This window comes from Bradyrhizobium sp. Ai1a-2 (genome assembly GCF_000426245.1).
Taxonomy (GTDB): Bacteria; Pseudomonadota; Alphaproteobacteria; order Rhizobiales; family Xanthobacteraceae; genus Bradyrhizobium.
In genome coordinates this window covers 19,559-32,101 of the sequence record NZ_AUEZ01000086.1, presented here as the reverse complement: position 1 = coordinate 32,101, position 12,543 = coordinate 19,559, and the positions used below count along the sequence as shown (strand labels likewise).

The 12,543-nt window shown below is 58.5% G+C and carries 14 protein-coding genes; 9 read left to right on the top strand and 5 right to left on the bottom strand.

Annotated features, from left to right (window positions below; translation table 11 throughout):
* The 5 genes from K288_RS47540 to K288_RS47535 form a co-directional block, all read left to right on the top strand.
* Positions 1–978 (top strand): squalene monooxygenase (locus K288_RS47540; protein WP_210164441.1); only part of this gene is annotated, 978 nt, incomplete at its 5' end.
* Entirely contained in the window at positions 978–1,151 is a 174-nt protein-coding gene (locus K288_RS53780; RefSeq protein WP_160169038.1) for a hypothetical protein, read from the top strand. The genes K288_RS47540 and K288_RS53780, both read left to right, overlap by 1 nt.
* A 74-nt stretch (positions 1,152–1,225) precedes the next feature.
* Positions 1,226–1,399, top strand: coding sequence for a hypothetical protein (locus K288_RS53775; protein ID WP_160169037.1), 174 nt, complete (start codon positions 1,226–1,228; stop codon positions 1,397–1,399).
* Positions 1,400–2,123: 724 nt separating this feature from the next.
* Positions 2,124–2,438, top strand: coding sequence for a hypothetical protein (locus K288_RS0135880; protein WP_027583873.1), 315 nt, complete (start codon positions 2,124–2,126; stop codon positions 2,436–2,438).
* Between the two features lie 328 nt (positions 2,439–2,766).
* On the top strand, positions 2,767–3,522 hold the full coding sequence (locus K288_RS47535; RefSeq protein ID WP_152535828.1) for a S24 family peptidase: 756 nt from the start codon (positions 2,767–2,769) through the stop codon (positions 3,520–3,522).
* Positions 3,523–3,788: 266 nt separating this feature from the next.
* Here K288_RS47535 and K288_RS47530 read toward each other — a convergent pair whose 3' ends face one another.
* Positions 3,789–5,021: a pyridoxal phosphate-dependent aminotransferase gene (locus K288_RS47530; RefSeq protein ID WP_043161571.1), complete on the bottom strand. Its 1,233-nt coding sequence runs from the start codon at positions 5,019–5,021 to the stop codon at positions 3,789–3,791.
* 131 nt (positions 5,022–5,152) lie between these two features.
* On the opposite strand from K288_RS47530, the gene K288_RS0135865 reads away from it, so the two are divergent.
* The gene (locus K288_RS0135865) at positions 5,153–5,617 is read left to right on the top strand and encodes an Lrp/AsnC family transcriptional regulator (RefSeq protein WP_084799974.1); all 465 of its coding nucleotides are present in this window, start codon (positions 5,153–5,155) and stop codon (positions 5,615–5,617) included.
* A gap of 67 nt (positions 5,618–5,684) precedes the next feature.
* Here the strand turns inward: K288_RS0135865 and K288_RS51140 are convergent, their stop codons facing one another.
* The 4 genes from K288_RS51140 to K288_RS47525 form a co-directional block, all read right to left on the bottom strand.
* Positions 5,685–6,251 carry a YbhB/YbcL family Raf kinase inhibitor-like protein gene (locus K288_RS51140; RefSeq protein ID WP_084799971.1) on the bottom strand — a complete coding sequence of 189 codons (567 nt, stop codon included), beginning with the start codon at positions 6,249–6,251 and terminating at the stop codon, positions 5,685–5,687.
* A gap of 76 nt (positions 6,252–6,327) precedes the next feature.
* Positions 6,328–6,945, bottom strand: a complete 618-nt coding sequence (gene leuD, locus K288_RS0135860) for a 3-isopropylmalate dehydratase small subunit (RefSeq protein ID WP_027583871.1) — start codon at positions 6,943–6,945, stop codon at positions 6,328–6,330.
* Between the two features lies 1 nt (position 6,946).
* The gene (gene leuC, locus K288_RS0135855; protein ID WP_027583870.1) at positions 6,947–8,344 is read right to left on the bottom strand and encodes a 3-isopropylmalate dehydratase large subunit; all 1,398 of its coding nucleotides are present in this window, start codon (positions 8,342–8,344) and stop codon (positions 6,947–6,949) included.
* Positions 8,341–9,213, bottom strand: coding sequence for an isocitrate lyase/PEP mutase family protein (locus tag K288_RS47525; protein ID WP_201449772.1), 873 nt, complete (start codon positions 9,211–9,213; stop codon positions 8,341–8,343). The genes leuC and K288_RS47525 overlap by 4 nt, the downstream gene beginning before the upstream one ends.
* A gap of 186 nt (positions 9,214–9,399) precedes the next feature.
* On the opposite strand from K288_RS47525, the gene K288_RS0135845 reads away from it, so the two are divergent.
* The 3 genes from K288_RS0135845 (at position 9,400) to K288_RS0135835 (ending at position 12,519) form a co-directional block, all read left to right on the top strand.
* Complete coding sequence (locus K288_RS0135845; RefSeq protein ID WP_201449771.1) at positions 9,400–10,218, top strand: GntR family transcriptional regulator; 819 nt, start codon at positions 9,400–9,402, stop codon at positions 10,216–10,218.
* Between the two features lie 85 nt (positions 10,219–10,303).
* Positions 10,304–11,236, top strand: coding sequence for a LysR family transcriptional regulator (locus tag K288_RS0135840; protein WP_027583868.1), 933 nt, complete (start codon positions 10,304–10,306; stop codon positions 11,234–11,236).
* A 95-nt stretch (positions 11,237–11,331) separates the two neighbouring features.
* Positions 11,332–12,519 carry a PrpF domain-containing protein gene (locus K288_RS0135835; protein ID WP_027583867.1) on the top strand — a complete coding sequence of 396 codons (1,188 nt, stop codon included), beginning with the start codon at positions 11,332–11,334 and terminating at the stop codon, positions 12,517–12,519.
* Positions 12,520–12,543 lie beyond the last annotated feature (24 nt).

Sequence of the window (12,543 nt, the reverse complement as noted above, 5' to 3'; positions counted from 1 at the left end):
TGCGCGGCGTTCTTACTCACCGCCGCCTTCGATGGCACCATGGTCACAGGCGTCATATGCGAAGATGCCGATGGAGAGGACGAGACCCTCGCCGCCGACCTTGTCGTCGACGCCACCGGGCGCGCTACGCCAACCTTGGCGTTGCTTGGCTCAACCGGCCAGAAGCCTCCGGAGGAAATCGTCATCGGCATCGACCTCCATTATACGACGACAATGTTCGCCATTCCCAAGGATCGATCCAACGAATGGGACACTCCCGCCGATTGGATTGGAGTTGGCACCTGGCCCCCGGCGCCGGACCGCAGCCACGCGGGCTATTTCATGCCGACCGAAGGCAAGCGCTGGATGGCGACGTTCTCGGGGCAGAACGGGTTACGGCCGCCGGCCGATCCGGAAGGATTCCTGTGTTATGCTCGTCAGCTTAATACGCCGACGATCTACAACGCCATCAAGAACGCCGAGCGGACGGGCGGATTCGAGCGCTACTTTCTTCCGGCCAGCATATGGCGTCGGTTCGATCGGCTGGGCACATTTCCGCGCGGCCTGCTGCCGATCGGCGATTCGATCTGCCGCTTCAACCCCGTCTATGGCCAGGGCATGAGCGTTGCGGCGCAGGAAGCTCGCCTTCTGAACCAGATTCTGAAGGGACGTGCGGCCAAGCCTGATCCGCTTGCCGGACTGGCGGCAGCGTTCTTCTCCAAGAGCCTGCCGTTAATCGAGGGGCCGTGGAACATGTCGGCGGTCCCGGACCTCGCTTATCCCGGTACACGCGGGGACCGCCCGCCCGATTTCGAGAGCCACCTCCAGTACAACAAAGCCCTGTTCAAGGCCGCGATACTCCATGCCGACGTTCATCGGCGACTGGCAGAGGTTCAGCAACTGCTCGAACCACCGGACATCCTCAAGACTCCTTACATAGAACAGCTTGTGCAAGTGCAAATGGACCAACTGGCCCCCGATCCAAGGAGATTGGCATAATGAAATTCGGAGAGAAGCTGGATGAGATTGTCAACAGCTCCCTCGCAGAGGACGACATCATGGTGATCATCAGCACGTTGGAGGCGAAGGCCATCGAACTACGAATAAAGGAGCGCGAAGCGAACTGCGTCCTCGTCACCGGGCCAATTGGGACCATCTGTCTGCCCGACTGACCGAGCCATCCGCGATATGTTTCCCCAGCGTCTGGGACATATCGCGCGACGGCATTAGCGATGAGGTTGATTTCATGAACTTCGAAGAAAAGCTGGATGAGATTGTCCGCGGTTTCCTACGAGATGAAGGTCTCGACGCAATCATCAGCGCATTGGAAGTAAAGCTGATGACCCTACGCGTGCAGGAACGCGAAGTGATCCGCGCCCTTCTCACCGGACCGACCAGAAAGATCAAGCCCCCGGACTAACTGGTCTGATACGTGTCGCATCACGTAAGCGGCGTTAGCGATTCGTGATCACTTCGGCGGGTCGACCAACATGTTGAGCAACATCTCCTCGTCCATGCGGCAATCGATGCCATTTGACCCTGATCCCATCTCGACATCGGCCGCGCCAAGCGCGGCCTATGTTTTTCCTCCTGCACCTCTTTGAGATTACCTAAACACGATCCCGATAAGCGCCAACGCCAACCCGACTGCGTACATCGTCAAAGGCCATGTCCAAGCGGGGCAAGCGTCCCCGTACCATTTTTCGAAGAACGATTTCGTCGCCACACGGACCGCTCACTTATCTAGTTGCAGGGGTTGCTCTGCCGGGCAAAACCAAATGCGCCCCGACGCTGCGCTGCGGGTCAGCGCCGGGGCGGCGCCCGCTCGTCGAGACGCGTGGGGGCAGGTCGACGAGAGCCGCGCAGCGAGAAGACAGCACATCACCCGGTCCGATAGCACTGCACGTTGTGATGACGTTTCGTTCACGGGAACGATATTTGTCGGTGAACGAGCAACGAAGACGCGTCAGATAACTTGCACTCTCTCTTCGGACGACCGGCACGATCGCGCCCCGGCGCGATCGTGGGAATCGACGTCGGGGCGCCCCTTCGGGCGAGCACAACCTTTGGATGCGCAAGAATTCTAGACGTCGTACAATCAGCTACGTGCGGGCCGCCCCGCCGATCCACTTGGAGGATTCGCTATGCCAAAAGATCCGCGACTGGATAGTAGAGTCACAACACTTCACGCGACATTAAAGGAGTTGGACCACGATCAGCTGGTAGAAGAAATTCGCAACGTCAAAAACGACGACTTACTCGGCTGGGTTCGCTATCACTTCTGGGGTCCAAACGAAATGGAAAGGCCCTGGCAGCCCATGGTAATTAACCGCTACCTTGAGCGCGACAAATTCTTCCGCAACATCCTGCCACAATGGGTAGCAGCAGTGCTTTCAGTTTTCAGCCTCGTCGTGGCCATCTTGGCACTCATCGTCTCTCTGAATCCACCGAGGCCCTAAGATCCGGATGCCAATAATGGAAGCCCCGGCGCGACTTGGGCAATCAGCGCCGGGGCAATGCTTCCCCCGCCGATCTCTGTGGTGTAGAGGGCGCTACAAGGATGATCAGCGAGAGACACGGCGCTAAAGAGCACAGCCGCTGCCCGGATGGGGATCACTTTATGGCGCGGTGTCCGTGAACTATGCCTGTCGGCACGCAGTCAAAGCCACCCAAGAAGGCAACAGTGTCGGGCAGCGCCCGGCGCCGAGCGATTCTTGCATGTGACGCCACGAACTTGCACTCCAAGACAATTTCTCGCATCCAGAAGATGATACGGATTGCATTGCCATGCCACAAAGAGAAGACATCGAGCGCGAGACGCGCACGGCACGAGCCGCTCGCCTGCGGCAATACCGGATATCGGCTGGATTTCGTACCGCTCGCGAAGCAGCGCGCCAATTTCTCTGGGTAGAAGGCACCCTGCGATCGCATGAGAACGGCAACCGCCCCATCGGGGATGACGACGCTTGTCGCTACGCAGAGAAATTCAGCCGGCCCGGCCGCAGAATCACCGCTCAAGATATCATGTACGGCCCCGCCGAAACGCTTGAAGAGTCAACAGCGCGTGGCCGCTTCCGCGTGCCAGTGGTCGGAATGATCGGCGCGGGTGGGTACGTCGAGCCCAGATATGAACAAGTCCCACCCGAAGGACTATTCGAAGTTGAGATACCCTTCGCTGTCATCAATGAGCTGATTGCCTTTCAGATCGAAGGCAATTTGATGATACCGAAATATGACGATGGCGACGTGATCCTGGTCTGGCGCGAGCGGTGGCGCCCGATCGAGAGTTTTTATGGGAAAGAAGCCATCGTCCGCACCTCGGACGGCCGCTGCTACATCAAAACCATCCTCCGCGGCGAAACCCCCTCTGTAGCGAACCTGCAAGGCTTCAATGCCAAGACGATTGAGGGCGTGCAACCCGAATGGATTGGCGAGATTTACTCGGTGGTCAAAGGGGATCAGATTGTCCCGTCAGGACGCCGCAAGCGCGAACTACTCGAGCCGCCGAATCCTGGACAAGACAGATTGGCAAATGGCAACTAAGCAGAAGCGACCGGGACTAAGGGCAAGTTCCGAAGAATCTGTTTCCGCAAATGGAGGCCACGCCGGGATTTTTGCGCAGACCCCGACGGCTCTGTCACCCACGAACCCGGGGTCGACTCCGAACATAAAGTTCTCAATCAGATTTCTCTGGAACAGCAAACAAAGCCCTCTGTTGGGGCTCACTAGAGATTAATGACGGGAACCTGGAAACTCGCTCCCGCTCAAGAACCTGGAGGCCATCCAGAATTCGGCGAGGCCGGCTTCACTCAAGGCGCCGCGGCCAGTCGCAGCTCATTGCAGACATCGGAGAGCCGCCTCGTAGCTATCCGCAGCACCTCGTCGGAGGTGGCAAATGAGATGCGAAGATACCCTGGCATGCCAAATCCTGAACCCGGCATCAGCGCGACGTCAGTCTTGCGGAGTACATAAAGAACAAAATCGAGATCATCGCGGATGAATTCTCCTTCCGCATTTCTCATGCCAAGGTACGATTTGCAGTTCACGAATAGAAAATAAGCCCCTCGCGGCGGCACGAAACTCAACCCGGGTATCTCCTTCAGCGCGGCAATAACGGTATCTCGACGAGCGCGATACTCGCTGAGCTGGACCTCGATCGCAGTCTGCGGTCCCTCCAGCGCCTCGACTGCCGCGGCTTGGGAGATCGAGTTCGGAGAGAATGCGCTGCTGAGCGACACCTGCGTGACGGCAGCGATCAGACGCTTGGGTCCAGCCAGATAGGCCATACGCCAACCTGTCATGGCGTAGGTCTTCGAGACGCCATTGAGCACCACCGTGCGCTCGGCAAGATCCGGCGCGACGTTGACGATATTGAGGAAGTCGCCGCCTTCGAAGCGAATAGCTTCGTACATATCGTCCGAAAGGACCATGAGGCCGGGATGTTTGCGCACCACGTCGGCAATCTCGTGAAGTTGGTCGCGGTCAATGATGGCGCCAGCCGGATTCGACGGAGAGTTCAGAACGAGCCACCGCGAGCGGTTCGTCAACGCGGTCGCGACGTCCCTCGCTTGAGGTACGAAACCCTCCGACTCTCGTGTCGGCAACAAAACGGGCTTTGCACCCGTGAGCTGAATCGACGAGAGATAGGGAGAAAAAAACGGCGCGGGAAGTAGAACTTCATCGCCGTGACCGACGGTCGCGAGCAATAGGTTGAATATTGCCTGCACGCCTCCCATCGTGACGATGACCTGATCGGGAGCGTAGATGAGGTTATTTTGGCGCAAGAGCTTGGCGCATATCGCGGCCTTCAGCTCAGGCGTTCCATCCGCGGCCGTGTAACGGGTCTGGTTATTCCGGATTGCACGGATCGCGGCCTCCTTCACGTTTTCCGGGGTATGAAATCCGGGCTCCCCCACGGAAAGATATAGCAACTTTCTGCCACGATTTTCAGACTCCTTGGCAGCCTGCTGCAGGATATGAAATGGCGACGGGCTAAGGGCACCCATGCGCGGCGCGAGTGGGAACGGGTAATCCGCAGACATAAAAGGCCCCTTCAGCCATATTCCGGGAGATTTCCTAGCATGAAAGTCCGCCCAGCAGATTGCCAAGTTGGCACTCGGGGATATGCCTGATAGCTTTCAAATTCCAAAAATCGAGGATTTTGTGGTCTCAGATGCCAATTGACATCGACGCCGTCGATCGGAAGATTTTACGAATCTTGCAGCGGGACGCGAAGACGTTAAACACGGAACTCGCCTCTCAGGTTGGTCTCTCTCCGTCTCCCTGTCTTCGGCGGGTGCGGCTGCTTGAAGAAGCTGGCGTTGTCGAGCGCTATGTGGCTCTTCTGAACCCTTCGAGCGTCGATCTTGCCATGACGATCTTCGTGCGCATCACCCTGGAGCGTCAGGATCAGGCCACGGTTGAGCACTTTGCAGCCGAAGTTCGGAAGCTCCCGCAAGTCGTCGAGGCTCATCTCATGGCGGGAGGCTACGACTATTTGCTCAAAGTTGTGGTCGCCAATCTCGACGAGTATCGCCGTGTACACATGGGTCATTTCGCGGCGGTTGCGGGGGTTCGCAACGTGCAGACTGAAATCCCGCTTCAGCAGATCAAGCACTCCACCGAGCTTCCCATCTGAGCCTTGCGTCCTGAATCAGCCTTCCACGGAATTGCAAGTCAGACACTCTCACCGACAAGCTATGAATTCATGGACGCTCGAATATTCCGTCGATCCGCCCTCGTGCGATCACATCATCCCCGAGTGCGGACAGCATGCGCGAGCGACTGGCCGGCTCGGTAAGAGTGAGTCTGCGGCGCAGCGCAAATATTTGAAAAGCATACCTGTGCGGACCATGCCCCGGGAGCGCACGCGGTCCGGCATAGGCTGAACGGCCAAAGCTATTGCGACCGAGCATAAAGTTGGGGTTTCCCGAGGGCGCCGAGAGCGCTCCCTCAGCTAGTGACGATGCTGTTGGCGAAATGCCGATCACAATCGCATGGACAAAGGGGCGCGGTAAGGGTGCGTCCGGATCTTCGACGATCATCACGAGTTCTGCGGCTTCCGGCAGTACGCCGCTCCAGGCCAGCGCGGGCGAAATATTCTCGCCGACGTTTTTACCCGCGTGTCGACGCGGAATCAGGCCACCGGCCGCAAAGCACGAACTGGATAGCAAAATTGACGACGGAGCCGAAGCGATACCTGCCCTGTACCAAGCAAGTTTGTGTTCCCCAGCGCGCACATTGCGGAGCGTACGAGCTATAAATCTGATCATGGTGCGCTCCAAAGCGAAGCGCTGAGAGCAGTGGCGGCACGAACAGAGACCATTTTTGGGAAGGAAGCGTTGGACGTCATGCTGCAGGCAATTGCCAGATCCATGGTCGGCGCGTTCGATCTTCCGATTGCCAGGCGACAACTTTGGGTTTCTGTCGCAGCGTCCTGCTGATATCGTCCAGCCCCTCGATCAAGGCTTGGCGGCGTGCCGCATCGATCTCGAACGGGATCGTTTCGTTCTGTGCCGTCACGATCGCGCACCTGACGAGGTCAACCGTCATAGGTGCGCCTTGCCCCGTTTGATCGGCCAGATGTCTGACGGACGAGGCGGAAAGCGTGATGGGAAGCAAGCCGTTCTGGAAGCAATTGTTGTAGAAGATATCTCCAAAGCTTTCGGCGATGACACAGCGTAGTCCAGCTGCCATCAAAGCCCATACCGCACCTTCGCGCGAGGAGCCGCAGCCGAAATTTGCGCCCGCTATCAGGATCGAGGCGGAGCGAAAGATCGGGTGATTTAGCACGAAGTCGGGATTCTCGCTGCCGTCTGCCCGGTAGCGCAGCGCTTCAAAAGCATACCGTCCGAGCTGTTCACGCGGGACGCTCGTTAGCCGCTCAATCCGAATGATCACATCGGTGTCGATGTTGGCGCGCAGTAGCGACGCGGCGGATCCGGTCATCTCGGTGAAGGGCAGCATCTCAGAGCCTCCTGACGTCGGTGATGGCCCCGGTGACCGCGGCCGCTACCGCCATAGCCGGACTCGCAAGGTGGGTTCTGGCGCCTGGCCCTTGACGGCCGACGAAATTGCGATTGGAAGTTGAGACGCAACGAGCACCCGGAGGCACTCGTTCTCCGTTTGCGGCAACGCACATACTGCAGCCGGGCTCACGCCATTCGAAACCGGCCGACTTGAAGATGGCATCGAGTCCTTCGGCTTCGGCCTCGCGCTTCACCTTTTCGGAGCCTGGGACCACCCACGCGTTCACTCCGTCCACGACGCGACGACCGCGAGCGATCGCCGCGGCGTCGCGCAGGTCGGTGAGACGCGAGTTCGTGCAGGAGCCGACGAAGACCCAGTCGACCTTGGTACCTGCAAGCGGACGGCCGGGCGTCAGCGCCATATATTCCAATGCCTCCTGCCAGGCTTTCCGGCCCGCAAGGTCAGTAATAGCCGACGGATCCGGCACGACTTCATCAATAGCTATCGAGTGCTCGGGGCTGGTTCCCCAGGTGATGGTCGGCGCGATCTTCTCAGCGCGGATCACCTCGTCGCGATCATACTGCGCTTCGTTGTGAGCCTGCAGCGTATGCCAATGCGACAAGGCCCTTTCGAAAGCGTCACCCTTGGGAGCAAAACGCCGTCCTTGCACATACTTGAACGTCGTTTCGTCCGGCGCGACGAAACCGATCTTCGACCCCAGCTCGATCGACAAGTTGCAGATGGTCATTCGTCCCTCGACCGTCATGGCTCTGATGGCTTCGCCGGCATATTCGATCGCGTATCCCGTTCCGGCCGATGCACCAATCTTACCTATCAGGTGCAGGATGACGTCCTTCGGTGCGATGCCGTTGCCGAGCCTGCCTTCGAAGCGCACGCGCATGGCCTTCGGCTTCCGCTGTCGCAATGTCTGGGTTGCGAGCGCATGGGTCAATTCGGATGAGCCGATACCGAACGCCAGTGCACCCAGACCACCATTGGTACAGGTGTGACTATCGCCGCAGACAAGCGAAACTCCGGGTAGCGTGATGCCGAGCTCTGGAGCCATCACATGCACGATGCCCTGCCCCAGTTCGCCAAGTTCGAAGTATCGAATACCGGTCTTTTGCGAGAGCTCCTTCAGACCCGCCCACAGCTTCGCGCCCGCTTCGAAAGTTGTACCCGTTCGCCCCGGGACCGTCGAAACGACATGATCTGGAGTCGCGAAGGCTAGCTCGGGGTTTGCAACGGCAAGCCCTCTCTGAGCGAGAGCGAACAGTCCCGCGGTCCCCGACAGGTCGTGAAGTAGATGTCGGTCAATGTGAAGCAGCGACCAGCCTTCACCAAGATCGGCGACGATGTGGAGGTCCCACAGCTTGTCGAGCAACGTCTTCGTCATCCAACTTCGCTCCGCTCTGTCGGCGCGGCCTCACCGCGAAACTTTGTCGCGAGATCGGTCCACTCGTCCAAGCCTAGACGGCGAAATCGCTCACCGACGGACATGCTGCCGACAGAACTCGGAGGCGCATTGGATTCCTTGACGGTGCGTAGAGCCGCAACGCAGGCTTCGTTTGCCGCGACAATCAGCAGACTCGGCAGGATCGCGAGCCTGTAGCCCATCGACTCAGCGGCGGCGAAGTCAATGTCTGGCGTCATGCCGCCCCGAACAACGTTCAGGAGGCAAGGACCCGTTACCCGGCGAGGTACGGCCTGCAACTCCTCCATCGTCCGCACGGCCTCTACGAATGCCATGTCGGCGCCTGCCCCAATCGCAGCATTGGCACGCGCGATTGCCTCATCAAGACCCGCCACCGCACGGGCGTCGGTCCGCGCGATCACGACAAAATCCTGATCGCGCCGGGCGGCTACAGCCGCCCGAATCTTGGCAACATATTCTTCCGCGGGAATGATCTCCTTGCCGTCGAGATGACCGCAGCGTTTTGGCGCCACCTGATCCTCGATATGGATTCCGGCTACGCCGCGGGATTCGTATTCCCTTACGGATCGAGTGACGTTCAATTCATTGCCATAGCCGGTGTCGGCGTCGGCGATCACGGGAATATTGACGGAACGCGCCAACGTCTCCGCATTCGCAACCATCTCTGTCATTGTTACGATGCCGAGATCGGGAAATCCGAGTGTTGCTGCGGTTCCGGCTCCCGTCATGTACACGGCTGGAAAGCCAGCATGCGCCACCATTTTAGCAGTCATGCCGTCATATGCTCCGGGCGCAACGACGATCTCCCTCCCTGCCAGCAACTGCCGCAATCGAGTGGTTGTCTTCATTGTTAGCTCCGACTGATGAACACACTTCGAGAATGGTCCAGCTCCAGGAAACCGCGTGCGCCAGCGATGACTTGGTCTCTGAACGAACTCAGTTTACATTATGACGTAATAACGTTATAATACAAGAAGATCAAGTATGATAGCTTTTGACCGTCCGGCCAAATCTCAGTGACCATCTCTGCGCAAACAGCCAACGACCAGCAGATCGCCTGGGTGCCCGGCACGTCGTTGCACCGGCAGCTCTTTGTGATCCTGCGAGATCAAATTCTGCGCGGTGTCTATTCGCCGGGCCAATCGATCCCGAATGAGGAGGCGCTATGCGCGAGGTTTGGCGTTTCGCGCATCACCGTCCGCCGCGCGGTCGCTGACCTTGAAACTTCCGGACTTCTGGTCAAGCGTCATGGGCGCGGCACGTTCGTCAGTGACAAACTCCCGCCCGCACGTCCTTCGGCCACGTTGGGTCTGCTCGATGCGTTGCGCAAGTCGGCGCGCGAGACGCAGGCTGAGGTCCTCAATGTGGAGACGGCGGAGCCCCCGCTCGATATCGCCCGGCAACTCGACCTCGTCGCTGGTGTCCCGGCGGTGCATGCCGTGCGCTTGCGTCGGCGTGGCAAGACCCCGGTCATGGTAACGGAAGCGTGGGTTCCCGAAGCCGTCGGACGCAACGTTACGCTACGAGAATTGCAAACGCGTGCGCTCTACGAGATCCTGGTTGCGCAAGGTATTCGTTTTGGCCGTGTGGCCCAGGAAATCACCGCGGTTTCAGCCAGTCCATTCTATGCCAAGCAACTCGACACCGAACTAGCTGCACCGTTGGTGAGGATCACTCGCCTGCTCTACGATACAGATCGACATCCAGTGCAGCACCTGACTATTCATATCTCGCCGGAACGCAGCCGGCTGTTGATGGACATCTCTATCGAGAGCGTGAACACGCTGGCCGCCGGCTCGATCTATCACGAAGTTGGTCCGGAGTTTTCGAGATAGCCTTGCCAACAATTGTCTGACGGCTGCGAGTTCAGCGCGCGAACGCTGGCTGATAAACAAGCCGATAAGTTGGATCGATTGATAGATGAAACTGGTAAATATTGAAGCGGCCGAACTGCAAAGCGTCCTGGCGATCGCGGAGCTAGGTAGCTTCCGTGCGGCTGCGCTCGCTCTAGGCTGCTCTCAACCTGCAATCACCGCGCGCATTCAGCGGGTCGAAGCCACGTTGGGACTCAAGTTGTTCCATCGAACGACGCGCCGAGTGACGATCACTGAAGCGGGCGAGAGATTGAGGTTGAGGGCGGAGCGGACGGTCGCTGACCTCATTAACATCGTGCAGGAGCTTAACGACGAAGCGCATCTCAAGCGGGGACGCGTCGCGCTCGGCGCGACCTCAACGGTAGCGGCCAGCATCATTCCTCCCGTCATTAAGACGTTCAAACAGCAGTGGCCGGGAGTAGACATCGTCCTGGTCGACGATTTTTTCGGCCGCGAACTCGACCGTCTAGCAAGCGGGGATGTCGACTTCGCCGTGATCCCCTTCGATCCCGAACAGCGGCATTTCAACTTCCAGAGACTTCTGGATGACACGTTTATGTTGATGGTGCCAGCCAACCACCCTCTGAGCGTGCGCCGCGATGTAGAACTTGAAGAGTTGGCCAATTTGTCGATCGTCAGCTTTCCTCGGCAGTCGACGGCATGGGCCGCCATCGCTCGTGCGTTCGCGGAAGCCGGATTGTCCTACGACCCCTCCATCCTAACACGCAATATCCTGACGTTGACTGCAATGGTCCGCGCAAATCTCGGCATAGCGTTCGTCGCACAGCTCGTCATACCTCAGCTCGACCTTAGCGGCCTGAAGTTGCTTCCGCTCAAGCACCGAACGATATCTCGCCAGATAGGTGTGGCGACGTTGCGCGGCAAGCCGCTCCAGCCTGCAGCGCAAGCCTTTGTAAAACTGCTGCGATCCCAACTCGCTCTGTCAGCGAGGCGTTCTTCCTCGACGTCACGGAGATGAGGAATCGATGGGCGTTGTGATTGTTCGCCTAACGTGGTCGCGCGAAAGCCCTTCTCGCCACCTTTTCTCCAATCCAGCACAATATGAGGTGATCAATGGCCGAGCTCCCCGATCAGATCGCAATTCGATGCACAATACTGCGGGGTGGCACGAGCAAAGGCGTCTACCTACTGGAGCAGGATATTCCGCCAGCGGGCGCACAGCGCGATCGTCTGCTCAAGAGGATCATGGGGACACCCGACATTCTCCAAATCGACGGTCTCGGCGGATCGCGGCTCATCACCTCGAAAATGGCAATCATCAAGAGGTCCGCTCGGCCTGATGCAGACGTAGACTATACATATGCCCAGGTCGTCCTCGAGCGAGATCTCATTGTGTACAGCTCGAATTGCGGAAATATCTCTTCAGGTGTCGGGCCGTTCGCTATCGATGCAGGCCTAGTTCCGCTGAGTGAGCCGGTGACGCGCGTGCGAATTCACAACACGAATACAGGCAAAATACTAATCGCAGATGTTCCCGTGGCCGGAGGCCGGGCCAAGGTAACTGGCGATTTTGCAATCGACGGCGTCCCAGGAACCGGCGCGGAGATACGGATGGACTATACGGCGACGATCGGCGCGAAGACCGGCAAGATCCAACCCACCGGCCAAGTGACAGATGTAATCGAGCTGGAGAGCGATAGGCGCATCGAGGTCACTATCTGCGACGTTGCGAACCCCGCCGTATTCGTCCGATCGGGCGATATTGGTTTGGACGGAAGCGAGCTTCCGGAAGCATTCGCTTCCGATCCAGCATTGGTCGACCAACTTAGAGAGATTCGTGGCAAAGCGGCCCAAAAGATTGGATTTTGTCGGGACTGGCGAGCTGTCGATCAGCAGTCGCCTGCCCTACCGTTGGTTATACTGGTCGCGGAACCTGCGGCCTACCGGACAATGAGAGGTGGTCACACGGTGAACCCCGACGACATCGATCTCCGCGCGCGCATGGTCTGGTACAATCGCTGTCATGAAAGCATGGCTGGCACGGGATCCATGTGTATCGCGGCCGCGTCTCGAATTCCTGGCTCGATAGTAAATCGCACGATCGGCCCTATCGCGGCGCAGACGGACGAACTGAGAATTGGGCACCCAATGGGGGTCATGAAGGTGAACGTGCAGGCCAGCCCTGCGAACGTGCCAAGTGGCGTTGCATTCAAGGCACTCGGATTCAGCCGAACTGCGCGACGGATTATGGATGGGTTCGTCTATGTACCGCGCGAGATGCTGATTCAAGAATCGGCCTAGGAGCTGGAAGAACGCACTCCGCAC